We start from the raw sequence: 23948 nt of genomic DNA, 5'->3' as shown, positions 1-23948 counted from the left end.
GCGGCCGGCCCCTCTCCTCGAAGGCGGCCGGCCGGCTCCCTCCACGAACGGGGCCGTCCGAAGCGCTGTGCTTCGGACGGCCCCGTTCGTCGGGCGTCGGCCCGCGGTCAGGCCTGTGTCGGTGCCGTCACCGCCGGCCTGCGGCTCTCGATGACCTTCCTCGCCAGCGAACGCGGGCTCGTCAGGAAGCCGAAGCCCCACGACATGTGCATCGTCGCGAGCGCCACCGGGATCTGGAGACGGGCCTTCAACGGGAGGCCCTTGCCCGCCGGGACCGAGCCCGCGGCGATCACCGCGAGGTAGCCGCCGGGGATCACGAAGCCGAGCGGTGTCAGCGTCGCCCCCACCACCAGGCCGGCGGCGATCGCGCAGACGGCGGTCGGCGGGGCGAGATAGCGGAGGTTGATCGAGCCGGAGTGGTAGCGGGCGACGACATGGCGCCAGCGGCCGTAGTCCTTGTACTGCTTGGCGAGCGCCTTCACGGAGGGGCGCGGCCGGTACTGCACCCTGAGCTCGGGCGAGAACCAGATCAGTCCGCCGGCCTCGCGGATGCGGAAGTTCAGCTCCCAGTCCTGGGCGCGGATGAACTCCTCGTTGTAACCGCCTTGCTGCTCCAGCGCCTCACGGCGGAAGACGCCCAGGTACACGGTCTCCGCCGGGCCCGCCCCGCCGCCGGTGTGGAAGGCGGCGTTGCCGACGCCGATCTTCGAGGTCATCGCCGCGGCGACGGCGTGCTCCCAGTCGTTCTCGCCCTCGGCGTGCATGATGCCGCCGACGTTCTGCGCGCCGGTCTCCTCCAGGAGCCGGACGGCGGTCGCGATGTAGTTCGGCGACAGCATCCCGTGCCCGTCGACACGCACGACGATCGGGTGGCGGGACGCCCTGATCGCGGCGTTGAGCGCGGCGGGCGTACGGCCGGTGGGGTTGGGGACCGTGTGCACCCGGCCCCAGGGGTTCGACGCCGTCTCGCGCACCAGCTCGGCGGCGATCTCGTCGGTGCGGTCCGTCGACGGGCCGAGCGCGATCACCACCTCCATCTCGCCCGCGTAGTCCTGCTGCAGGATGTGACGGACGGCGTCGCGCAGATGACGTTCCTCGTTGAGGACCGGCATGATCACGGAGACGGCGGGCGGGGCGGCTGGCATGGGTTCCTCGGGGTCCTGGGGTCGTCCCCCGGGAGACAACGGCCTCGGGGAGACAGCGGCGTCGCCCGCCACGTTACCGCGAACGGGGGACAGCGATGCGCGCCTCCCCCCGGCCTCCCCCTGCCGCAGATCGTATGGGCCTACGGTGCTCAGGATCACCGGTCTGCTGCCCCGCGGAGGTGCCCCTCGTGCCCACACCGCCCCGCTCGCCCCGTCCGCGACCGGCGGCGGCCCGTCCGAGGCCGGTTCCCGGGCCGACGGCGGGCCGCCCGAGACCGGCGGCACAGCGGCGGGCCGGGGCGGCACAGCGGCAGGGGGCGGCGGGGAAGAACCGCCGGGGACCGGCCCCGCGCACCCGCGGGCGGGGGCAGCCGGAGCGTCCTCGCTGGGGAATGCGGCTGGTGACGACCCTCTCGGTGCTGGTGCTCGGCGTGGGTGGCATCGGTCACGCGCTGGTGACCGGGCTGGACAGCGGCATCGGACGGGTCGACCCGTTCAGGGACATGAAGAACCGGCCGGAGGACGGCAACGGTATGAACATCCTGCTCGTCGGCACCGACGGCCGGGACACGATCACCAAGGAGGAGCGCCGCAAGTACCGGCTCGGGGGCGCGCCCTGCCGCTGCACCGACACGATCATGCTGGTGCACATCTCCGAGGACCGGGAGCGGGCCAGCATCGTGAGCCTCCCCCGTGACTCGTACGCGGAGATCCCCGCCCACACGGACCTGACCACCGGCAAGAAGCACGGCCTGCACGCGGTGAAGCTGAACGCGGCGTACGCGGAGGGCGGGCCCGCGCTGACCGTGCGGACCGTCGAGGACCTGACGAAGGTGAGGGTCGACCACTACCTCGAGGTCGACTTCCGCAGCTTCATGAAGACGGTCGACGCGATCGGCGGGGTGGAGGTCTGCACGGCCCGGCCGCTGAAGGACACCCACTCCGGCCTCGACCTCAAGGCGGGCACCCACCGCCTCGGCGGTGCCGAGGCCCTGCAGTACGTGCGGGCCCGCCATGTCGACGGGGCGGCCGACCTGGGGCGGATGGAGCGCCAGCAGCGGTTCGTGGCGGCGCTGGTGCAGCAGGCCACCGGAAGCGGGGTGCTGCTGAACCCGGTGAAGTTCCGCCAGGTCAGCACGGCGGCGCTCAACTCGGTACGGGCAGACCGGGGCTTCGGCACCGACCAGCTGCTGACGCTCGGCAAGGCGATGCGGAGCTTCACGCCGGCGTCGACGGAGTTCGTGTCGGTCCCCGTCAAGGACCCGAGCTTCCCGGTGAAGGGGGTCGGCTCGACGGTGAAGTGGGACCCGGTGAAGGCGGAACGGCTCTTCCGGGCCCTGCGCGAGGACAAGCCGCTCGCCCCGGAGCGGCCGCGGGGGGCCGCGTCCGCCCGCGCCGCCAAGGTCGTCGACGTCCCGCCGAAGCAGATCCGGGTGCAGGTCTACAACGGGACGCAGCTGGACGGGCTCGGCTCCCGCGTGGACAGCGCCCTGAAGGCGACCGGGTTCGACACGACGCGGGCCCCGCTGAACGCCGACGACCGCAACGTGAAGCGCACCTTCATCACCTACGACCCGCGCTGGGACCGCTCGGCGAGGTCCCTGGCGGTGGCGCTGCCCGGCGCCGAGCTGCGCCCCGTGAAGGGCCAGGGCCCGACGCTCGAGGTGACTGCGGGCTCCGGCTTCACCTCGGTGACCCCCGTCCGGGCGGACACCCCGCGCGCCAGGGGCGCCTTCGGCGCCATCACCGGCGACGAGGTCCTCTGCCGCTGACGCGTCGCGGGAGGGCGCCGACACGTCGAACGCCGGGGCGACGGCAGCCGGAAGGCGCCGGGACGCCGGGCGGCGGCGCAGGCGCACCCGCGGTGTCGGGACGCCCCGGCCGCCCGCGCACCTCCTCGGAGCGGGCGCCGAGGACGACTCAGTCCTCGTACCCCTCGGCCGCGCGGCGCTCGCGGAGTTCCTTGATCGCGCGACGGCGGGCGAGCCGGTGGGTCCGCCGGATCTGCGCCTCCTGGTAGCGCCGCTTGTCGCGCTCCGTCTCGGGGACCACCGGCGGGACGGGCCGGGGCTTGCCGTCCGCGTCGACGGCGGCGAAGACCAGGTAGGCGGAGCCGACCTGGGTCGCGGGGGTGGACTCGTTCCAGCGCTCGGCGAGCACCCGGACGCCGACCTCCATGGAGGACCGGCCCGTCCAGTTGACCTGGGCCTTCACATGCACCAGGTCGCCGACCCTGACCGGCTCGAGGAAGACCATCTCGTCCATGGAGGCCGTGACCGCCGGTCCGCCGGAGTGCCGGCCGGCGACGGCGCCTGCCGCGTCGTCCACCAATTTCATGATCACTCCGCCGTGCACCGTCCCGAGGAGATTGGTGTCACCGTGCGTCATGATGTGGCTGAGGGTCGTACGCGAAGCCGATGTCGGCTTACCCGGAATATCGCTCTCCGAGCGCTGGGCCTGGTCTGTCATGCCCTCCACCCTATGCGGACCCCCGGACACCGCCGCATTGCATCAGGTTCGCTACAGCCCCGGTGTGATTCGTCACCCGCTCTGTCGGGCTTTCGGCGACGGCCTGCACACTGTTCCGCATGAATGACTGGCCCGATGGATACGGACACGGCGGCCGCAGCGCGGAACCCGAGGGTCCGCGTGTGATGCGCCATGTGCGGCGACGCCCGATCCCGCAGCAGCCGCAGGGTTACGACGACAGGTTCGACGCCCCGTACGACAGCGGGTACAACACGGGCCAGGTCTACGGTTCGCCGTCCGGCCGGGGACACGGCGGGCAGGGCGGACACGACGGCTACGGCGAGCCGCCCACCTACGGCCGCCCGGCCCCCGACTGGCGCCGGCGCCTCAAGGTCGGCTCGATCACCGTGCTCGTGCTGGCCCTCGGGGTCTCCATAGGCACCTACTTCTGGGCCGACTCCAAGATGCGCCGCGAGGTCGACCTCGCGAAGGTCATAGAGCGGCCCGAGGAGGGCGACTGCACGACGTACCTGATCGTCGGCTCCGACAGCCGTGAGGGCCTGACGTCGGAGGACAAGAAGCGCCTGCACACCGGCTCCGCCGACGGCAAGCGCACCGACTCGATGATGATCCTCGCCGCCTGCGGCAGCGGGAACACCATGATCTCGCTCCCCCGCGACTCGGACGTGGAGATCCCGTCCTTCGTGGGTTCGGAGTCCGGCAAGACCTTCCCGGGCCAGGGCCGCCGGGTGAAGCTGAACGCCGCGTACGCGGAGGACGGCCCCGAACTGCTCGTCCGCACCGTCGAGCACAACACCGGCCTGCGGATCGACCACTACGCGGAGATCGGCTTCGCCGGCTTCGCGAACATCGTGGACTCCCTCGGCGGTGTCGAGATGGACATCCCCAAGGCCTTCAAGGACGAGAAGTCCGGCGCCGACTTCCAGGCTGGCAAGCAGACCCTGAACGGCGAGCAGGCCCTCGCCTTCGTCCGGACCCGGTACGCCTTCGCGGGCAGCGACCTGGACCGCACCAAGAACCAGCAGAAGTTCCTCGCCACGCTGGCCAACCAGGCCGCGACCCCCGGCACGATCCTCAACCCGTTCAAGCTCTACCCGACCCTGGGCTCGGGCCTGGACACCCTGATCGTCGACAAGGACATGTCCCTTTTCGACCTCGGTCAGATGTTCTTCGCGATGAAGGGCATCAGCGGCGGCGACGGCACGTCGATGAACATGCCGATCTCCGGCAGCCGCGGCGGGAACCTGGTCTGGGACAAGGAGAAGGTGCGCCAGCTGGTGAACCAGATCAAGAACGACGAGAAGGTCACCGTCACCGCGGACTGACGGCCGTACGCGGCCGCCCCGGGCACCCGGGCCGCCGACTTCGGTCCGGGGCCGGGTGCGTCCCGGCCCGGTGGCCCGGGCTCGGCGGTCAGCCTCCGGCGGCGTAGGCCAAGAATTTCCCCCACGCCTCGGTGGTGAAGCCGAGCTGCGGGCCGGGCACGTCCTTGGAGTCGCGGACGTGGACCGCGCCGACTGCCACCGCGACCTCGACGCACTCGGGGCCGTCGGCCGTGCTGTAGCTGCTCTTGACCCACACCAGCCCGGAACCAACCCCGGCCGAGGGCATGACACTCATATCTCTCCCAGCAGTTTCTCGATGAAGGACCGCGACAGCCGAGGCGTGAGCGCCTGCGACCTGATCAAGCCGTACCGCATCTCAAGGATCTGGACCTCCCTGGGCTCGCTGATCAGCCGGCTGGTGAGCTGGACTTCGTTGTGCGCAACAGCTGTGCCGTCGCTCAGCTTGAGTACCTGATGCGAGCCGTCCAGGCCCGAGTGCTCCTCGGTCTCCGTCGGCATCACCTGGATCTCGACATGCCTCAACGCGCCGACTTCCAGCAGGTGTTCGAGCTGACGACGCAGGACCATTCTGCCCCCGACCGGCCGCCTGAGCGTCGTCTCTTCCTGGACGAACGTGAGAAGGGGCGCGGGCTGCCGGTCGAACACCGACTGGCGGGCCATCCGCGCGGCCACCAGGCGCTCGACCCGATCCTCGGAGAAGGCGGGCCGCCGACCCCGGTACAGCGCACGGGCGTACTCCTCGGTCTGCAGCAGGCCGTGCACCACGGCACTGGCGTACGCGCCCATCTCGACCGCGTCCGCCTCCAGCTTCGCCAGGTCCCGGACCTTCTTCGGATACCTCGCCTCCGCCACGTCCTGCTTCATCGCGGCCAACTTCCCGCCCGCGCCCAGGGCCTTGTCCGCCCTGTCCAGGAACTCCGGCTTCGGGATGCGCTTGCCCGTCTCGACCTTGTAGACCTGGTTCTCGCCGTACCCGATCGCCGCGCCCAGTTCCGCCGCGCGCATCCCCGCCGCCTCGCGCCAGAGCCGCACCTGCCGGCCGACCACCGCGATCACCGCTCCCGAGTCGTCCTCCGGCCCCATGTCCCGGTCCGGCTCGTCCACCCCGCCAGCCGCACCGGCCCCGCCGAGCCCATCCGCCATACGACACCGCCTCCGTCCGTGCCCCCGCTACCGCACCACACCCGACAATCGGCGCCCGTACACGATGGACAGGGCCGCCCAACGCCTGGACAGTCACTGTCCGTACACGTGGCGCTCTGTTCAGAGTACGAGCGAACCGGCCACGCTGAGTGATGTGAACGTGGAAATCACCCGAACCGAACCTTCCGCTCCTGCCCGGCAGTTCACCGTCCTGCTCTCCCCCACCCGCCGGGGAGCACGGCTCGCCCGGCTGCTCACCGCGGCCCAACTGGCGTGCTGGGGCATCCCGTCGGAGTCGGCGGGGCGAATCGTCGCCGAACTGGCCGCCAATGCCGCGCTCCACGGGCGCGTACCGGGCAGGGACTTCCGGCTCCGTCTCGCCGTCGAGGACGAGGGCAGGCGCCTGCGGATCGAGGTCACCGACACCCGGTGGGACCGGCTTCCGCCCGTCCCCGGCACCCTCACTCCTCCGGCCGACGGCGCGGAGTCGGGGCGCGGCCTGCTGATCGTCGAAGCGCTCGCCGCACGATGGGGCGTGACCGCGGGCCCCGTACCGCGCAAGACCGTGTGGGCAGAGCTCGACCTCGTGCCGTGACCGGGCAACCCGCCGCGGACGCACCCAGCCGCCCCACGCCTCCCGGAGTGACCGACCGCAAGGTACTATGTTTCGCATGGTACTAGGTGAGCCGAGTCACCGCGCCGCGAGCAAGGCCGAGAGTCAGCTTCGCAAGGGCGTGCTCGAATACTGCGTGCTCGCGTTGATGCGCGACGGACCGCGCTACGGGGTGGAGCTGCTGCGGGAACTGGAGGAGACCGGGGCGCTCGCGACCAGTCAGGGCACGGTGTACCCGCTGTTGTCGCGACTGCGACGGGACGAACTCGTCGTCACCAGCTGGCAGGAGTCGACATCCGGTCCGCCGCGGCGCTACTACCAGCTCACCGAGGCCGGACACGCCGCCCTCGAGGAGTTCGCCGGGATCTGGCCGAGGTTCCGGGACGCCGTCGATCATCTTCTCCCGCCGAAGACGGGGCGCACACAAGCATCTGGAGGGACGGAACGATGAACACCAAGAACGCCGAGACATCCGGGAGCGCGGCGGTCCGGCGCTACCTCGAGGCGGTCGAGCGCGAGGCTTCGGCACTCCCGGCGGACCGCCGACAGGAGCTCGTCGCCGACATCGCCGAGCACATCGAGATCGCGCGCGCCGAACGGCCCGGTGAACTCCAGGACATTCTGCGCGAGGTGGGCGACCCGCGGGTGATCGCCGCCGCCGCGCTCCAGGAGTCCGGGACGGGCACCGGGGAGACGCCCGGGCGCCGTTCGCCCGCATGGGTGCCGCTACTGCTGATGCTGCTCAAGTTCGCTCTCTGGTGGAACTTCTGGCTCCTGATGCTCTCAACGGTGCTCGAGGTCGCCGGAGTCGTGGTGCTGTGCAGGTCCCGGCACTGGACGGCGCGCCAGAAGTGGCTCGGTGCGACGTCGATCGTTGTGGTGCCACAACTGACACTGGTGGTCACGAACCTTGTCTTCGGCCATGCGACGCCTCCGTTGTACTGGGGGGTGGCGATGGTCATGTTGATGGCCGTCATGCCGCTCGGTGCCGCGGGGTGGCTCTGGCTGACCCGGAAGCGCTGAAGCCGATGCCGGCGGCGCGTCGGACCGAGGGGGCGCCGACGAGGTCCCGGCCGGCGCGCGGGGCCGGGCTGTCGGGATCTGCGGGGGACCGTCCCAGGCCGGTCGACGGCCGGTCGCCGATGGTGCCGGTCGGCCCCGCGGCCGTCGCATGTCATGCGATCGCGCGGAGGACGTTCTGCGCTGGTCAGCGGGCGTTCTCGGGGCGCTCGTTCCCCAGGACGTCCCAGCATGGCGCCCGCCCGGAGACGGCCTTGACCGGGCCGCAACGGGCAGGAACCGAGAGCGGCCCTCTGGAACCTCAAAACGCCCACTGACCTGCGAGGACCCTACTAGGGCAGGTTCCTCGCCATGACGATCCGCTGGACCTGGTTCGTGCCCTCGTAGATCTGGGTGATCTTGGCGTCGCGCATCATCCGCTCGACCGGGTAGTCACGGGTGTAGCCGTAGCCGCCGAGGAGCTGGACGGCGTCGGTGGTGACCTCCATGGCCACGTCCGAGGCGAAGCACTTGGCGGCGGCGCCCTGGAAGGTGAGGTCGCTGTCGCCCCGCTCGGACTTGGCCGCGGCCGCGTAGGTGAGCTGGCGGGCGGCCTCTATCTTCATCGCCATGTCGGCGAGCATGAACTGCACGCCCTGGAAGTCGGCGATCGGCTTGCCGAACTGCTTGCGCTCCTTGACGTAGCCCTTGGCGTAGTCGAGGGCACCCTGCGCGATGCCGAGGGCCTGCGCCGCGATGGTGATGCGGGTGTGGTCCAGGGTCTTCATGGCGGTGGCGAAGCCCGTGCCCTCCGCGCCGATCATGCGGTCGGCCGGGATGCGGACGTTGTCGAGGTAGACCTCGCGGGTCGGGGAGCCCTTGATGCCGAGCTTCTTCTCCGGGGCGCCGAACGACACGCCCTCGTCGGACTTCTCGACGACGAAGGCCGAGATGCCCTTGGAGCGCTTCTCGGGGTCGGTCACGGCCATCACCGTGTAGTACTCGGACACACCGGCGTTGGTGATCCAGCGCTTCACGCCGTTGAGGACGTAGAAGTCGCCGTCGCGCACGGCGCGGGTCTTCATGCCGGCGGCGTCGGAGCCCGCGTCCGGCTCGGAGAGGCAGTACGAGAACATCGCGTCGCCCTTGGCGAGCGGGCCCAGGTACTTCTTCTTCAGCTCCTCGGAGCCGGAGAGGATCACCGGCAGCGAGCCCAGCTTGTTGACCGCGGGGATCAGGGAGGACGAGGCGCAGACGCGGGCGACCTCCTCGATGACGAGCACGGTGGCGAGCGCGTCGGCGCCGGCGCCGCCGTACTCCTCCGGGACGTGCACGGCGTGCAGGTCCGAGGCGACCAGCGCGTCCAGGGCCTCCTGCGGGAAGCGGGCCTCTTCGTCGACCGCTGCCGCGAACGGCGCGATCTTCGCCTCGGCGAGCGAGCGGACCGTCTCCCTGAGCATGTCGTGCTCTTCGGACGGGCGGTACAGGTCGAAGTCAGGCACTGTGCTTATCTCCCTTTGGCGCCAAGGTCTCTCACGCCCCTGAGCAACTGCTAACTACCGTTAAGTAACACAAATTTTAGTGTGCGCGCCCCGACCGGGCATACGTGACCTTGCTGACAGCGGAAAAATGCCCTTGCGCGCTCCCGGTTATGCTCGGGCCCGCACTCCGTCCGCCCACCCCAGGAGCAAGCCCATGGCCCTCAAGATCACCGTGATCGGCACCGGGTACCTCGGCGCCACCCACGCAGCGGCCATGGCGGAGCTGGGTTTCGAGGTTCTGGGCCTCGACGTCGTCCCGGAGAAGGTCGCGATGCTGGCCGCCGGCCGGGTCCCGATGTACGAGCCGGGCCTGGAGGAGCTGCTCGCCCGCCATGTGGCCGGGTTCGAGGGATCCAGCGGGCGGCTGCGCTTCACCACGTCCTGGGACGAGCTGGAGGACTTCGGCGGAGACGTCCACTTCGTCTGCGTGAACACCCCGCAGAAGCACGGCGAGTACGCCTGCGACATGTCGTACGTCGACGCCGCCTTCACCTCGCTCGCACCGCGTGTGAAGGGCGGCGCACTGGTCGTCGGCAAGTCCACCGTGCCGGTGGGGTCGGCGGACCGGCTCGCCCGTCTGCTCGCCGAGCATGCGCCCGAAGGAGTGGACCTGGCCTGGAATCCCGAGTTCCTGCGCGAGGGCTTCGCCGTGCGGGACACCCTGCACCCGGACCGGATCGTGGTGGGCGTGGACTGCGAGCGGGCCGAGAAGGTACTGCGCGAGGTGTACGCCACGCCGATCGGCGAGGGCTCGCCGTTCGTGGTGACGGACTTCCCGACGGCGGAGCTGGTGAAGACCTCCGCGAACTCGTTCCTCGCGACGAAGATCTCGTTCATCAACGCCATGGCCGAGGTGTGCGAGGCGGCCGGCGGCGACGTGGTGAAGCTGGCCGAGGCGATCGGCCACGACGAGCGGATCGGCAAGAAATTCCTGCGTGCCGGGATCGGCTTCGGCGGCGGCTGCCTGCCGAAGGACATCCGGGCATTCATGGCGCGCGCCGGTGAGCTCGGCGCCGACCAGGCACTGACGTTCCTGCGCGAGGTCGACTCGATCAACATGCGCCGCCGCGGGCACATGGTCGAACTCGCCCGGGAGGCCGTGGGCGGCGGGTCGTTCCTGGGCACGCGGGTCGCGGTCCTGGGCGCGACGTTCAAGCCGGACTCGGACGACGTACGCGACTCGCCGGCGCTGAACGTCGCCGGCCAGATCCACCTCCAGGGCGGCCAGGTCACGGTCTACGACCCGAAGGGCATGGCCAACGCCCGGCTGGTGTTCCCGACGCTCGGCTACGCGGACAGCGCGCTGGATGCGGTGCGCGGTGCGGACGTCGTGCTGCATCTGACGGAGTGGCCCGAGTTCCGTGAGCTCGACCCGGCCGCCCTGGGCGAAGTGGTGTCCAGGCGGATCGTGCTGGACGGGCGCAACGCGCTGGACTGGACGAAGTGGCGCGAGGCCGGGTGGACGTACCGCGCGATGGGCCGGCCCCGCGCCTGAGGCACGCCGGCGTCAGCAGACGCGGGGGCCGAGAGACGGTGCGTCAGCCGGCGCAGAGACAGAACGGATGCCCGGCGGGGTCCGCGTAGACGCGGAAGCCGCGCGTCCGGTCGCCGGTGTCCAGCGGCTTGGCCCCGAGTGCCAGCACCCGGCCCTCGGCGGCGTCCAGGTCCTCGACGGTCAGGTCGAGGTGGAACTGCTGCGAGGCCCCCGGCGAGGGCCACTCGGGAGCGGTGTGCCCCGGGGCGGCCTGGAAGGCGAGGGGCGTGCCCCGGTACCCGGTGAGGGAGACCCAGGTGTCGTCGTCCGACTCCGCCCGTGCGCCCAGGATCTCGGCGTAGAAGGCGGCGAGTGCGTGCGGGTCGGCACAGTCCAGGACGACGGTTCCCAGTGAGGCGATGGCCATGGTGCTTCCTCTCGTACGGACGGATAGTTACCGGCAACCACCTTGAACCGGTAACCGGTGAACCACATGGTCCCGTAGTGGAGGTAACGTCGCAACCATGAGTGACAGGGCCCCGGCACCCGGTGGGCTCGCGCTGATCGAGTCCCTGGTCAACACGCTGAGCGTCGACACGGGCGCCGACAGGCTGGACAGCGAGGACGGGCGCGCGGCGTTCGGTCTCACCGCGGCGGAGGTGCCGGCCGCGAGGGAACTGCGCGAGGCGCTGCGGGCGGCGTGCCTGGCGCACGCCGGCCACTCCTCACCCGGCCGCAGTGCCGCCGAACTGGACCGGATGCTGGCCGGTGCGCCGCTGCGCGTCTCCGTGGACGACGCGGGCGGGGTGGCCCTCCGCCCCACGGCCGACCCCGCCTCCCTGCTGTCCCGCGTCGCGACGGCGATCGCGGAGGCGGCGGCCGACGGGAGCTGGCTCCGTCTGAAGGCGTGCGAGGCGGAGGACTGCCTCTGGGCCTACTACGACCGCAGCCCGGCGGGCCGCAGCCGCTGGTGCTCCATGGCGGTCTGCGGCAGCCGCGCGAAGATGCGCGCGTACCGCGCACGGCGGGGCGGGTAGCCGGGCGCGGCAAGCCGACAACCGTACGCGTGACGCCCGAACGGTGAGCGACAGGTCCCTCGCGCGCGGCACGGCCGTCAACCGTGCCGCGACCGAAAGGCGTGCACAGGGCGCGTGCGGTGGCGGCGCGCCCCGGGCTACGGCGTGGGCTCGCTCGTCGTCGAACGGAGCGTCGCGTTCGAGGGGGCGCGGCGGGACTGGAGGTCCCGGGCGACGGATTCCGCGTCGCGGAGGGCGCGGACCGCGTTCTGCCAGGTGAGCTTGGCCAGGTCCGTGTGGGACCAGCCGCGGCGCAGGAGTTCCGCGATCAGGTTGGGGTAGCCCGCGACGTCCTCCAGACCGGCCGGGGTGAACGCGGTGCCGTCGTAGTCGCCGCCGATGCCGATGTGGTCGATCCCGGCCACCTCGCGCATGTGGTCCAGATGGTCCGCGACCGTGGCGGCCGTCGCCATCGGACGCGGGTGCGCGGCCTCGTACGCCCGCTGGACCTTCATGCCCGCCTCGGTCGTGTCGAGGGGGTGGAGGCCGTGCTCCCGCATGTTCTCGTCCGCCGCGCGCGTCCAGGCGACGGCCTCCTGCAGGACGAACTTCGGGACGAACGTGGCCATCGCCACTCCGCCGTTCGCCGGGAGCCGCTCCAGCACGTCGTCGGGGATGTTCCGCGGGTGGTCGCAGACCGCCCGGGCGGAGGAGTGGGAGAAGACCACCGGGGCGACGGAGGTGTCCAGCGCGTCCCGCATCGTCGTCGGCGCGACGTGCGAGAGGTCCACGAGCATGCCCGTGCGGTTCATCTCCCGCACGACCTCGTGGCCGAACGCCGACAGTCCGCCGAAGCGCGGCGCGTCGGTCGCCGAGTCCGCCCAGTCGTTGTTGTCGTTGTGCGTCAGCGTCATGTAGCGGACGCCCAGCGTGTGCAGCGCCCGCAACGTGGCGAGCGAGTTGTTGATGGAGTGGCCGCCCTCCGCCCCCATGAGCGAGGCGATCCGGCCCTCCTTGCGCGCCGCCTCCATGTCGTCGGCGGTCAGGGCGCGCGCCAGGTCCGCCGGGTAGCGGGCCAGCAGCCGGTCCACCACGTCGATCTGCTCCAGCGTGGCGCTGACCGCCTCGTCACCGGCCATGTCGCTGCGCACGTACACCGACCAGAACTGCGCTCCGACCCCGCCCGCCCTCAGCCGCGGGATGTCGGTGTGCAGCCTGCCCGTCTGGTCGGTCGCGATGTCGCGGCGGTCCAGGTCGTAGCGGACCTGTTCGCGCAGGGCCCACGGAAGATCGTTGTGACCGTCGACGACGGGAAAGGATGTGAGCAGCGAACGGGCTTCGGCGAGAAAATCCACGGTCGCAGCCTACTTGCCGAAGCCGAACGCCGCGGACCCCTCCACCTTGGTGCGCAGCCGCCTGCCCTTCTCCGTCGCCTGGTCGTTCAGCTCCTGCTGGAAGTCGCGCATCCGGGCCAGCAGGTCGGTGTCCTGGGTGGCGAGGATCCGCGCCGCGAGCAGGCCCGCGTTCCGCGCTCCGGCCACCGACACGGTCGCGACCGGCACGCCGGCGGGCATCTGGACGATCGAGAGCAGCGAGTCCATGCCGTCGAGGTACTTCAGCGGCACGGGCACGCCGATCACGGGCAGGGGGGTGACGGAGGCGAGCATGCCGGGCAGATGGGCGGCGCCGCCCGCGCCCGCGATGATCGCCTTCAGCCCGCGGTCGGCCGCCTCCTCGCCGTACGCGATCATCTCGCGCGGCATGCGGTGCGCGGAGACGACGTCCACCTCGTACGGGATCTCGAACTCGTCCAGGGCCTGTGCGGCGTTCTCCATGACGGGCCAGTCGGAGTCGGAGCCCATCACGATGCCGACGAGGGGGGCCGAATCGGGAGCGGTGGTCATTCGGTGATCGTTCCTCTGAGGTAGTCGGCCGCGTGACGGGCGCGTGCGAGCACGTCGTCCAGGTCGTCGCCGTAGGTGTTGACGTGTCCGACCTTGCGCCCGGACTTCACGTCCTTGCCGTACATGTGGATCTTCAGCTGCGGGTCCCGGGCCATGCAGTGCAAGTAGCCCTGGTACATGTCCGGGTAGTCGCCGCCGAGGACGTTCGCCATGACCGTCCACCTCGCCCGGGGGCGGGGGTCGCCGAGCGGCAGGTCGAGCACGGCCCGCACGTGGTTGGCGAACTGGGACGTGATCGCGCCGTCCTGGGTCCAGTGGCCGGAGTTGTGCGGACGCATGGCCAGCTCGTTGACGAGGACGCGGCCGTCCGTGGTCTCGAAGAGCTCGACCGCCAGATGGCCGACGACGCCGAGCTCGCGGGCGATGCGCAGCGCGAGCTGCTGGGCCTGCCCGGCCAGCTCCTCGTCCAGGTCCGGCGCGGGGGCGATCACGGTGTCGCAGACGCCGTCGACCTGCCGGGACTCCACGACCGGATACGCGACCGCCTGGCCGTGCGGAGAACGGACGATGTTCGCGGCGAGCTCGCGGCGGTAGTCGACCTTCTCCTCGGCGAGGACGGGCACACCGGCGCGGAACGGCGGCTCGGCGTCCTCCTCGCTCCGGACGATCCACACGCCCTTGCCGTCGTAGCCGCCGCGCACCGTCTTGAGGACCACGGGGAAGCCCCCGACCTCCGCCGCGAAGGCGGCCGTGTCCGCCGGGTCGGCGACGATGCGGTGGCGCGGGCTGGGTGCGTCGATCGCGTCGAGCCGTGCGCGCATCACGCCCTTGTCCTGGGCGTGCACGAGCGCGTCCGGGCCCGGGCGGACGGGAATGCCCTCCGCCTCCAGGGCCCGCAGGTGCTCGGTGGGCACGTGCTCGTGGTCGAAGGTGATCACGTCGCAGCCGCGCGCGAAGTCGCGGAGTGCGTCCAGGTCCCGGTAGTCGCCGACGACGACCTCACCGGCCACCTGGGCCGCCGAGTCCTGGGGGGTGTCACTGAGGAGCTTGAACCTGATGCCGAGGGGGATGCCTGCCTCGTGTGTCATACGGGCGAGCTGTCCGCCGCCGACCATGCCGACTACGGGGAACGTCACCCTCTCAGGGTATCCGGAGCTCCGTACGGTCCTGCCCGCCCCACCGCTTCGTACGATCCCACAAGGGTGTGCGCTCCTTCATGGCCGTCCGTCGGGCACGCGGCGGAGGTGCTGGTTAGAGTGGTCTGGTTGACGTAGTCGACCGGACGGGACCAGCGGACACCATGAGCGAACGGGGCGCACTGCGTGTGCGACTGAACCGGCTCGCGCGCGAGGTCGCCAAGTTCGGCGCGGTCGGCGCCCTGGGCCTCCTGGTCAACATGGCGGTCTTCAACCTGCTGCGGCAGACCACCGAGATCCCGGTGGTGCGCGCCAGCCTCCTCGCCACCGTCATCGCGATCCTGTTCAACTACGTGGGCTTCCGCTACTTCACGTACCGGGACCGGGACAAGAGCGGCCGAACCAAGGAACTCACCCTGTTCCTGCTGTTCAGCGCGGTCGGCCTGGTGATCGAGAACGGTGTGCTGTACGTCGCGACCTACGGGTTCGGCTGGGACGACCCGCTGCAGAGCAACTTCTTCAAGTTCTTCGGCATCGCCGTCGCGACGCTGTTCCGCTTCTGGTCGTACCGCACCTGGGTCTTCCGGGCCCTGCCGGCACGGGAGGCCGTGCAGACCGCGGAGTCCTTCCTGGAGCAGCGGCGCACGGAGGCGCCCGACCGCGTCGGCAGCTGAACCGGCCCGCCGCTCGTCGCGCCCTCCCCCGGCACCCCGTCCGGTACGTCCCGCGCCGCCTCAGCGCACCGTGTGCTCCGGCTCCTCCTTGCGCGGCCGCGCCTCGCGGCTCAGGAACAGGGCGAACACCGCGGGCTGCTGCTGCAGCAGCTCCAGCCGTCCGCCGTCCGCCTCCGCGAGGTCCCGGGCCACGGCGAGACCGATGCCCGTCGAGTTCCGCCCGCTGATGGTGCGCTCGAAGATCCGCGCCCCCAGGTCGGCCGGCACTCCGGGCCCCTCGTCGGTCACTTCGATGACGGCCTGGTTGCCGGTGACACGCGTACGCAGGGCCACCGTGCCGCCCCCGTGCATCAGCGAGTTCTCGATCAGGGCCGCCAGCACCTGGGCGACCGCGCCCGGTGTTCCAACGGCCCGCATACCCTGCTTGCCCGAGCAGACGATGGCGCGACCCGCGCTGCGGTACGCGGGGCGCCACTCCTCGATCTGCTGTTTGACGACCTCGTCGAGGTCGAAGGCGACCGCGGACCCGGTCCTCGGGTCCCGGGCGTTGGTGAGCAGCCGCTCCACCACGTCGGTGAGTCGTTCCACCTGGGTGAGCGCGACGTTCGCCTCCTCCTTGACGGTGTCCGGGTCGTCCGTGGCGGAGATCTCCTCCAGCCGCATGGACAGGGCGGTGAGGGGTGTACGGAGCTGGTGGGACGCGTCGGCGGCGAGCCGACGCTCGGCGGTCAGCATCCGGGCGATCCGCTCGGCGCTGGCGTCCAGGACGTCGGCGACGCGGTCGAGTTCGGGAACGCCGTACCTCTTGTGACGCGGCCGCGGGTCACCGGAGCCCAGCCGCTCCGCGGTCTCGGCGAGATCGGTCAGCGGCGAGGCGAGCCGGTTGGCCTGCCGCACGGCGAGCAGTACGGCGGCGACGACGGCGAGCAGCGCCACCGCACCGATGATCATCAGGGAACGGCCGACCTCGCGGGTCACGGTGGCCCGGGACTCCTCGACGGTGACCCGCTCGCCCTGCTCGCCGGTGGCGGTGCCGCGGATCACGCTGCCGGAGGGCCGCTGCCCCACCTCGACCGGCGGGCTGCCGGGGATCTCGATCCTGGCGAACCGGTCCGGCCCGATCTGGTCGGCCAGCACCCCGTCGTCGACCCGCTCGTGCTCCAGGACCTTGGCCTCGATGACGCTGACCAGCCGCAACGCCTCGGAGTCGACGCTCTCCTGGGCGCTGTTGCTGATGGTGCGCGTCTCGACGATGACGAGCGACACACCGAAGACGGCGATCACCACGAGCACCACGGCCAGGGTGGAGTTGATCAGTCGGCGGCGCACGGTGCCCTCCGGGCGGGTCTTGCGGTCGTGCGGGGGCCGGACCCCCGCGGTCCTTGCCGGCCCGGGACGGTGCGGCCCCGAGGCCCTGTTGTCCCGAACCGCGGTGTCCCGACCGGTCCCGGGCGGTCACGCCGGGCGGCCGGCCGGTCCCCTGTGGTCAGTTCTTCTCGAAGCGGAAACCGACGCCTCGGACCGTCGCGATGTACCTCGGGTTCGCCGCGTCGTCCCCCAGCTTCTTGCGCAGCCAGGAGATGTGCATGTCGAGGGTCTTCGTGGACGACCACCAGGTGGTGTCCCAGACCTCGCGCATCAACTGATCGCGGGTGACCACCCGGCCGGCGTCCCGCACCAGCACGCGCAGCAGGTCGAACTCCTTCGCCGTGAGCTGCAGCTCCTCCTCGCCCATCCAGGCCCGGTGGGACTCGACGTCGATCCGCACGCCGTGCGTCGCGGGCGCCGCCGCGGGCTCCGCGGCGCCGCGCCGGAGCAAGGCCCGTACCCGGGCCAGCAGTTCGGCGAGCCGGAAGGGCTTGGTCACGTAGTCGTCGGCACCGGCGTCCAGGCCGACCACCGTGTCCACCTCGTCGGCTCGGGCGGTCAGCACCAGGATCGGCACGCTGTGGCCGTCGGCGCGCAGCCGCCTCGCCACTTCGAGCCCGTCCATCCCGGGCAGCCCGAGATCCAGCACGACCAGGTCGACACCGCCCTGGAGCCCGGCGTGGAGCGCGGCCGGGCCGTCCTCACGGACCTCGACCTCGTACCCCTCCCGGCGCAACGCACGCGCCAGCGGCTCGGAGATGGATGCGTCGTCCTCGGCGAGCAGTACACGGGTCATGGGGTGATGGTAGTCCGCGGCGGTCACGCTCAGGGGGGTCCTGGGCAGACCCCCGATGTCGGCGATGCATCCTGGTTTGCGCCTTCGAATATGGGCAGGCGGTTCCACGAACGCCTGTGATCCTTCTCTCAAGTGGTCTAAACATGTTGCTGTCATGCCTTATGGTGTCAAGGCGCCTACAGCACTACACGGGGACCTTTGGCTGCTTTTACCGCCAAAGGTCTCTTTTCTGCGCGGAGTCGGGCGGGAGCCCCGCCCCTCCGTGACGGTGAATGACCTGGGCCGGGCCCCGCACGCGACGACGCGCGCGGGGTGTGGATCCCGGCGAGGACCGTCCCTCGTCCCCCACCCTGGGACGGGCCCCTCGGGCGCGGGGCGGGACCGCTCCCCCGCCGGTGCCGGCCGCCCCCCACCGGGCGCGGAAACCGCTCACGAGGCGGCGCGTCCCGAGCAGCAAGGATCGACATGGCGTCCAGCCTGACGAAGGACTCGTCCAGCACTCCTGGCGAGAAGACCTTCCTCGGCCACCCACGCGGTATGGCCACGCTCTTCATGACGGAGATGTGGGAGCGCTTTTCCTGGTACGGAATGCGCGGCATCCTCGTCCTCTATCTGGTCGCGGGAGTCCTCGACGGACCGCTCCAGGGCAGGGAGGCGCTGGCCGCCTCGATCTACGGCGTCTACAACGCCGTCGTCTACATGGCGGCCATGCCCGGCGGCTGGATCGCCGACCGCCTGTGGGGCGCGCGCAAGGCCGTCCTCGTCGGCGGAATCGTCATCGCGCTGGGCCACTACACCCTGGCCATCCCGTCCGGCACCGCCTTCTTCGCCGGTCTGGTGCTCATCGCCGCCGGTACGGGTCTGCTGAAGCCGAACATCTCGGCCATGGTCGGCGGGCTCTACGAGGGCCAGTCCAGCGCGCGCCGGGACGCCGGTTTCACGCTCTTCTACATGGCGATCAACATCGGCGCCATGGCCGCCCCGCTGGTCGTCGGCTACCTGGGCGAGAACGTCAACTGGCACCTCGGGTTCTCCGTCGCCGGTATCGGCATGACGCTGGCGGTCGTCCAGTACGTCCTCGGCAGCCGCCATCTCGGCGACGTCGGCAAGGAGCCCGGCACCCCGGCGACGCCGGAGGAGAAGCGGACCGCGCTGCGCAAGGTCCTGCTGTGGGGCGGCCTGGCCGTCGCCGCCCTCGCCGTCGACGTGCTGCTCGGCACGTACGACATCGAGCACATCGTCAACGTCCTGGCGGTCCTCGGCATCGTCGTGCCGGTCGTCTACTTCGCCGCGATGTACCGGAACCCGGCGCTGACCGCGACCGACAAGCCCAAGATCCAGGCGTTCGCCTGGTTCTTCGCCACGGCCGTGCTCTTCTGGATGATCTACGACCAGTCGGGCTCGCTGCTGACCCTGTTCGCGGACAACAAGACCGACCGCGTGATCGGCGGCTGGGAGTTCCCCGCGTCCTGGTACCAGTCGGTGAACCCGGCCATGGTCATCGTGCTGGCCCCGCTCTTCGCCGCCCTCTGGGTCAGGCTCGCCAAGCGCAACCGCGAGCCCAGCACCCCGATGAAGTTCGCCCTGGCGATGCTGCTCATCGGCGGTTCCTTCGCCATCATGGGCCTGGCGGGCGCCGCGGCCGCGAACAGCGAGACCGGCAAGGTCACCGTCTTCTGGCTGCTGAGCGTCTACCTCGTCCAGACCCTCGGCGAGATGTGCCTGTCGCCGGTCGGCCTGTCGCTCTCCACGAAGCTCGCCCCCAAGCAGTTCGTCGGCCAGATCATGGGCCTGTGGTTCCTGGCCACCGCGACGGGCAACGCCCTGAACGGCTGGACCACCAAGCTCAACGAGCCGCTGGGCGACGCCGCGTACTACTCGATGTGGGCGGTGATCGCGATCGTGGCGGGCCTGACGTTCATGATGGCGGGCAGGAAGATCCGCGCCCTCATGGGCGACGTCCGCTGACGTCACGCGTCCGCCGGCGCGGGCGCTCTCCGCGGAACGGGGTCGGCCCGGCACGCACAACCGCGTGCCGGGCCGGCCCCGTTCCCATGCCGTCGTCCCCGGACTCAGGACGCCGTGCCCGTAGCCGGGGGCGACCTCGTCGTCGTGACCTCGTCGCCGCCGTCGCGAGGCCTGGCGCGGAAGCCCTGGCCGGCCGGCCGCGCCCGTGCGGCTCACCGAGCCCCGCGCAGCCTCCCCCACGGCGTGAACGTGAAGACCGCGCCACCGGTCAGGATGACCGTGCCGGCCACGAGGGCGAGGGCGCGCAGGGCTCCGTCGTCCCCGGCACCGGTGTCGGCGAGGCCGCCACCCGAGGCGGCGTCACCGCCGCCTGCCGCGCCTGAGGCGGCACCGCCGGAGCCGCCGCTCGCACCGCCCGGCTGGGCGGAGGTGTCGAGCTCCAGGGACACCGCGACGTCGGCGGGCGGGGCGCAGGTCGTCGTGGTGCCCAGCGCCTCGACCGTGAGGACGCCCGGGCTGAGCGTCGACCTGCCGCCGGCGCCCGGCTTGTACGTGCCGGTCAGATCGGGGATCTCGATCGGGTCGCCCGCCTTGATGGGCTCCTTGTTCGTGGGGCCCTCGACGTGCACGGAGCCCTTGTCGGCACCGCCCAGCCGGACCTCCATCGACGGTTTCACGGAGTCGGCCGGGATGTCCGCGGGGCTGTCCATCACGGACTTCGAGAACTTCACGGTGAGGTCGAAGTCGCCGCCGTTCTTCCTGGCGTTGATCCTGACCGGGGAGACGGCCTCCTTGTCGCCGATGGGCGTCTTGCAGGCGTACGCGACCCGCACCTCCCTGCCCTCGAAATCGGTCTGGCCGCCGCCACCGCCCGTGGATCCGCCGGAGTCGCCGCCACCGCTCGACGAACCGCCCGTGGTTCCGCCGGAGTCGCCGCCACCGCTCGACGAACCGCCCGTGGACGAACCACCGCTCGACGAACCGCCGGCGTCGCCGCCCGTCGTCCCGCCCGAACCACCACCGCCTTCCACCACCTTGACGGTCGCCCCCGGCTGGACGGCCTCCTTCGGGGTGCACTCGGTGTCGGTCGAGATCGGCTTGGAGACGTTGATGGTGTACGCGCCCGGCGTCAGCGTGATCTCGCCGGGTGCGGTCAGCCTCAGCTTGGCCTTCATGTCGGACAGCACCATCTGGCTGTTCTTCGGGATCGGGGGGTTCTGCCGGGGCCCCTCCATCGCCAGCTCGGCGGTCTGCGCCCCGGCCACCTCGAGGGTGCCCGTCGGCTTGACCGTGTCCTTCTGCAGATCCAGCACGTCGGGGTTCTTGGACGCCGCCTCGACCGTCTTCCAGACCACCTCGATCTCGTCCCCGACCTCGGCCTCCGCCGGCGCGGTGATCTGCACCGCGGTGGTGCCCCGGACGGGCGGCAGCCCGGATACGGGCGGCGGGACGCACTCCGTCGCGTACGAGACGTCGGCGGCCTGGGCGGGGGAGGCGGCCAGCAGGATCCCCGCGCCGCCGAGCATCAGCGCGAGCCCTGCCGCGCTCATCCTCCGTTGCGTGCTCACGTGTGTCCCTTCGTCGTGGGTCGGTTCTCTGACGGTGCGGAGTCCGGGGTGAACCACGGCAGGGCCGCGGGCGTGGTGACGGGACGGCCGTCCTCCGCCGAGGAGGCCGTCCCGTCCCTGGGCGGGACGGGGTGGGGCGGGGTGCGGTGCGGGGTGCGGTGCCGGCCGGGGTGCCGCGGCCGCACGCGGTCCACGACCGCCATCCCGATCCGGAACAGCGCCGCCGGGACGACGACGGCCAGCAGCACCCAGAAGAGCGTCACGCCCCAGGGCCTGCCCACGCCCCAGGGCTGTTCGACGAGCACCTTCGAGCCGTACTTCACGGAGATCCGGTAGTCGCCGTGCGCCCCCGCCGGCAGTCGGACGGGCAGCTTGATCTGCGCCTTCCGGCCCGGTTGTACGGTGCCGCGCCACTGGCGCTCCTCCCACTGGGGGGCGAAGACGCCGTGGGCGGTACCGACCCGGAAGACGGGGTCCTCGACCGGGGCGGTGCCGAGATTGCCGACGGTGAAGACGAGTTCACGTTCCGGTGGAGCGCCGAACCGGACGAGCAGCCCGCTCGACCCCCGCAGTTCGGCGGTCGCGAGCACGGCGAGCCTGCCGCCGTCCGTCTGCCGTGGCAGCGGGGCGGTGGGATGGCCGGCGACCGTGAACGGCGCGTCCACGGCGGCCCGTTCGCCGGTGACCGTGGCGACGTGGACCACACAGGGACACGGTTCAGGAGGCTCGGCGACCGGCATCTTCCTGCTGAAGGCGCCCTTGGCGTCGGTGGTCACGGCCCGGCCCTCGGCGTTGGCGCAGGAGTTGGTGCCGCCGATCACCCCTCTGCCGGGGGCGGACTGCCCGCAGATCAGCAGCATCAGCAACGCCTGGGGCCGCCAGCCGGAGCCGCTGACGGTGATGTCACCGCCCCCGCCGGCCTGTTCGGCGGAGAGACGGACGGCGGGTTGCGTGTCCGCGGCGGCGTACGGAGCCGGACCGGCGACGGCCGCGGCGAGGAGCACGGCCGACAGCCGCACCGCGATCCCGCGGCCGGCGGCGGCACAGCGCGACACACGGAGCGCGCGGCGCGGCCATCGCAGAAGGCGGGGGCGGGCGGACGGGGTGTGCGCGACGCCGTTCACGGTTGGGCTCCCGCCTGTGCCGGGGTCCGTTCGGGCCGGTCGGGGGTGTGTCCGCGGCCGCGCCACAGTGCGAGACCGCCCGCCGCCGCACCGAGCGCCAGCGCCGTACCCGTCGCCGCGGCCCACGGTACGTACCGGGCGGAGGCCGTCGCCTCGGCGGAAGGGGCCCCCGGGGCCGTGACGCGGAGCGTGACGTCGACGGAGTCGAGGGCGGGCGGATCGGGCCAGGGTTCGGTCAGTTCGAGGCTCCGGCCGGGACCCAGCTCGACCGGAAGAGTCCGGGCGGGGCGTCTCAGCAGTTCGCCGGTGAGCCCGTCGGCGCGCACGGCCAGCCTGGGTACGAGCACGGTGTTGCCCCGGTTGACGAGGGTGTAGCGGATCACGCGGCCGTCGACACGGACGTCCTCCACGGTGAGCGCCGCCAGCTCGGGCCCCGTGACGCGCACATGGACGCGTACCACCGCCTCACGGCCGCCGGCCGACACCACCACCCGCGCGGACCGGTCGCCGGGGGAGGCGGAGGCCGGGACCGTCACGGCGAAGGGTACGTCGGCCCGGGTGCGGGCGGGGACGGTGACCCGGTCCTCGGCGAACACCGGCCCGGCCGTCCCGGCGGCCCGCAGCCGTACCGTCAGCGGTTCCGCCCCGGGGTTGGTCACGGAGACCCCGTCCTCCATGACCGTGCCGGGCGGGCCCTCCAGATAGACGTACGGTCTGCCGCCCGTCGCCGGCTCGGCCGTCCAGTCCTGCCCGGCCGCCGCGGGCGCGGCCGGGGAGAGCACGGACAGCAGGGCGCCGGCCGCGGCGGCGAGTCGGGCGCGGGCCGGCACGGTCAGCCCGCGGACCGCGGACCGCGGCGGGTCAGCCACAGCACCCCGACGGCTCCGGTCAGGAGCACCGTTCCGCCGAGCGTGCCGAGCGCGGGCGCGGAGTCGAGGGGGCCGGTCCTCGGCAGCTCACCGGCCGCGGAGCCGGAGCCGGACTGCGCACCGCCGCCGCCCGCGCCCGTGACGTCCAGTTCGAGTGACGGCTTCGGGTCGTTCCCCGGCGTGCACGTGGTCGTCGTGCCGAGTGCCTTGATGGTGAGCACCCCGGCGGTGAAGGTGACCCTGCCGCTCTTCCCGGGGGTGTACGTCCCGCTCAAGTCGTTGATCCTGATGGGGGTGTTGGCGGGGATCGCCTCGGCGTTCGGCGGCCCCGAGACCGGGACCTCGCCCTTCTCCGCGCCGCCGAGCTCGATGACCGCGCTCGGGTTCATCGCCCCCTTGCCGAGCTCCACCGGGCTGGACGAGACGCCCTTCCGGAAGGACATCGTGAGCTCGTAGCCACCACCGCTCCTGACGGCCTTGATCTCGATCGGCGACACCGCGCCCTTGGGCCCGATGGGCGTCTGGCACCGGTAGTCGACGTCCACGACGGCGGCATGGGCGGTGGGCGCGGCCGTCAGCACCACCGAGCCCGCCACGGCCGCTGCCAGCGCGAGAGCTGTCCGCTTCTGGTACGACACCTCGAGTTCCCCTCATGCCGGAAGTCGCCGCAGGTAACTGACGACACATCAGATCGGGCGCTCAAGGTACGCCGGGGCCCTTGTGGAGGGAAGACAAAGAGCACGGCGGATCGCCGTGCTCCACAACAGCTTCGAA

24 protein-coding genes are annotated in these 23948 nt (G+C 71.7%); 9 read left to right on the top strand and 15 right to left on the bottom strand.

Annotation, left to right across the window (positions count from 1 at the left end):
• Positions 1-107 precede the first annotated feature (107 nt).
• Positions 108-1145, bottom strand: coding sequence for a glycosyltransferase family 2 protein (locus O7595_RS20235; protein ID WP_269730064.1), 1038 nt, complete (start codon positions 1143-1145; stop codon positions 108-110).
• A 188-nt stretch (positions 1146-1333) separates the two neighbouring features.
• Here O7595_RS20235 and O7595_RS20230 point away from each other — a divergent pair, with 188 nt between their 5' ends.
• Positions 1334-2917, top strand: coding sequence for an LCP family protein (locus O7595_RS20230; protein ID WP_443071674.1), 1584 nt, complete (start codon positions 1334-1336; stop codon positions 2915-2917).
• Positions 2918-3065: 148 nt separating this feature from the next.
• Here O7595_RS20230 and O7595_RS20225 read toward each other — a convergent pair whose 3' ends face one another.
• Positions 3066-3614 carry an acyl-CoA thioesterase gene (locus O7595_RS20225; RefSeq protein WP_269730062.1) on the bottom strand — a complete coding sequence of 183 codons (549 nt, stop codon included), beginning with the start codon at positions 3612-3614 and terminating at the stop codon, positions 3066-3068.
• Positions 3615-3733: 119 nt separating this feature from the next.
• Here O7595_RS20225 and O7595_RS20220 point away from each other — a divergent pair, with 119 nt between their 5' ends.
• Entirely contained in the window at positions 3734-4960 is a 1227-nt protein-coding gene (locus O7595_RS20220; RefSeq protein ID WP_269730061.1) for an LCP family protein, read from the top strand.
• An 88-nt stretch (positions 4961-5048) separates the two neighbouring features.
• On the opposite strand, the gene O7595_RS20215 is transcribed toward O7595_RS20220, so the two are convergent.
• Entirely contained in the window at positions 5049-5255 is a 207-nt protein-coding gene (locus O7595_RS20215) for a DUF397 domain-containing protein (protein ID WP_269730060.1), read from the bottom strand.
• On the bottom strand, positions 5252-6124 hold the full coding sequence (locus O7595_RS20210; RefSeq protein WP_269730059.1) for a helix-turn-helix domain-containing protein: 873 nt from the start codon (positions 6122-6124) through the stop codon (positions 5252-5254). Before O7595_RS20210 ends, O7595_RS20215 begins: the two co-directional genes overlap by 4 nt.
• Positions 6125-6278: 154 nt before the next feature.
• On the opposite strand from O7595_RS20210, the gene O7595_RS20205 reads away from it, so the two are divergent.
• The 3 genes from O7595_RS20205 to O7595_RS20195 all read left to right on the top strand — a co-directional run bounded on the left by O7595_RS20205 (position 6279) and on the right by O7595_RS20195 (position 7760).
• Positions 6279-6719, top strand: a complete 441-nt coding sequence (locus O7595_RS20205; protein WP_269730058.1) for an ATP-binding protein — start codon at positions 6279-6281, stop codon at positions 6717-6719.
• 76 nt (positions 6720-6795) lie between these two features.
• Positions 6796-7188, top strand: coding sequence for a PadR family transcriptional regulator (locus tag O7595_RS20200; protein WP_269730057.1), 393 nt, complete (start codon positions 6796-6798; stop codon positions 7186-7188).
• Positions 7185-7760, top strand: a complete 576-nt coding sequence (locus O7595_RS20195) for an HAAS signaling domain-containing protein (protein WP_269730056.1) — start codon at positions 7185-7187, stop codon at positions 7758-7760. The genes O7595_RS20200 and O7595_RS20195 overlap by 4 nt, the downstream gene beginning before the upstream one ends.
• Positions 7761-8089: 329 nt before the next feature.
• Here O7595_RS20195 and O7595_RS20190 read toward each other — a convergent pair whose 3' ends face one another.
• Positions 8090-9247: an acyl-CoA dehydrogenase gene (locus O7595_RS20190; protein ID WP_269732555.1), complete on the bottom strand. Its 1158-nt coding sequence runs from the start codon at positions 9245-9247 to the stop codon at positions 8090-8092.
• Positions 9248-9431: 184 nt separating this feature from the next.
• On the opposite strand from O7595_RS20190, the gene O7595_RS20185 reads away from it, so the two are divergent.
• Complete coding sequence (locus O7595_RS20185; protein ID WP_269730055.1) at positions 9432-10772, top strand: UDP-glucose dehydrogenase family protein; 1341 nt, start codon at positions 9432-9434, stop codon at positions 10770-10772.
• Positions 10773-10815: 43 nt separating this feature from the next.
• Here the strand turns inward: O7595_RS20185 and O7595_RS20180 are convergent, their stop codons facing one another.
• Entirely contained in the window at positions 10816-11178 is a 363-nt protein-coding gene (locus O7595_RS20180; RefSeq protein ID WP_269730054.1) for a VOC family protein, read from the bottom strand.
• A 97-nt stretch (positions 11179-11275) separates the two neighbouring features.
• Here O7595_RS20180 and O7595_RS20175 point away from each other — a divergent pair, with 97 nt between their 5' ends.
• Positions 11276-11788, top strand: coding sequence for a CGNR zinc finger domain-containing protein (locus O7595_RS20175; RefSeq protein ID WP_269730053.1), 513 nt, complete (start codon positions 11276-11278; stop codon positions 11786-11788).
• Between the two features lie 137 nt (positions 11789-11925).
• Here O7595_RS20175 and O7595_RS20170 read toward each other — a convergent pair whose 3' ends face one another.
• From O7595_RS20170 to O7595_RS20160, 3 genes are read right to left on the bottom strand one after another with little or no spacing between them, the layout of a single operon-like run.
• Positions 11926-13122, bottom strand: coding sequence for a dipeptidase (locus O7595_RS20170; RefSeq protein ID WP_269730052.1), 1197 nt, complete (start codon positions 13120-13122; stop codon positions 11926-11928).
• A gap of 9 nt (positions 13123-13131) precedes the next feature.
• Complete coding sequence (gene purE / locus O7595_RS20165) at positions 13132-13671, bottom strand: 5-(carboxyamino)imidazole ribonucleotide mutase (protein WP_269730051.1); 540 nt, start codon at positions 13669-13671, stop codon at positions 13132-13134.
• Positions 13668-14864, bottom strand: a complete 1197-nt coding sequence (locus O7595_RS20160; RefSeq protein ID WP_269732554.1) for a 5-(carboxyamino)imidazole ribonucleotide synthase — start codon at positions 14862-14864, stop codon at positions 13668-13670. Before O7595_RS20160 ends, purE begins: the two co-directional genes overlap by 4 nt.
• Before the next feature lie 107 nt (positions 14865-14971).
• Here O7595_RS20160 and O7595_RS20155 point away from each other — a divergent pair, with 107 nt between their 5' ends.
• Complete coding sequence (locus O7595_RS20155; protein ID WP_269730050.1) at positions 14972-15481, top strand: GtrA family protein; 510 nt, start codon at positions 14972-14974, stop codon at positions 15479-15481.
• 60 nt (positions 15482-15541) lie between these two features.
• Here O7595_RS20155 and O7595_RS20150 read toward each other — a convergent pair whose 3' ends face one another.
• Entirely contained in the window at positions 15542-16810 is a 1269-nt protein-coding gene (locus O7595_RS20150; protein ID WP_269730049.1) for an ATP-binding protein, read from the bottom strand.
• Positions 16811-16967: 157 nt separating this feature from the next.
• A complete protein-coding gene (locus O7595_RS20145; protein ID WP_269730048.1) occupies positions 16968-17645 on the bottom strand; it encodes a response regulator transcription factor in 678 nt (225 codons plus the stop codon).
• Between the two features lie 465 nt (positions 17646-18110).
• Here O7595_RS20145 and O7595_RS20140 point away from each other — a divergent pair, with 465 nt between their 5' ends.
• On the top strand, positions 18111-19613 hold the full coding sequence (locus O7595_RS20140) for a peptide MFS transporter (protein WP_269730047.1): 1503 nt from the start codon (positions 18111-18113) through the stop codon (positions 19611-19613).
• A 212-nt stretch (positions 19614-19825) separates the two neighbouring features.
• On the opposite strand, the gene O7595_RS20135 is transcribed toward O7595_RS20140, so the two are convergent.
• The 4 genes from O7595_RS20135 to O7595_RS20120 form a co-directional block, all read right to left on the bottom strand.
• Positions 19826-21163 (bottom strand): hypothetical protein, encoded by a 1338-nt coding sequence (locus O7595_RS20135; protein ID WP_269730046.1) that lies wholly within the window; start codon positions 21161-21163, stop codon positions 19826-19828.
• A gap of 14 nt (positions 21164-21177) precedes the next feature.
• Positions 21178-22206 (bottom strand): hypothetical protein, encoded by a 1029-nt coding sequence (locus O7595_RS20130; protein WP_443071846.1) that lies wholly within the window; start codon positions 22204-22206, stop codon positions 21178-21180.
• Between the two features lie 95 nt (positions 22207-22301).
• Positions 22302-23174, bottom strand: a complete 873-nt coding sequence (locus O7595_RS20125) for a COG1470 family protein (protein WP_269730045.1) — start codon at positions 23172-23174, stop codon at positions 22302-22304.
• Positions 23138-23812: a peptidase gene (locus tag O7595_RS20120; protein WP_269730044.1), complete on the bottom strand. Its 675-nt coding sequence runs from the start codon at positions 23810-23812 to the stop codon at positions 23138-23140. Before O7595_RS20120 ends, O7595_RS20125 begins: the two co-directional genes overlap by 37 nt.
• Between the last annotated feature and the right edge of the window lie 136 nt (positions 23813-23948).

The sequence above is a fragment of the Streptomyces sp. WMMC940 genome, assembly GCF_027460265.1.
GTDB lineage: Bacteria > Actinomycetota > Actinomycetes > Streptomycetales > Streptomycetaceae > Streptomyces.
This window is presented reverse-complemented; position numbering and strand designations above follow the sequence as displayed.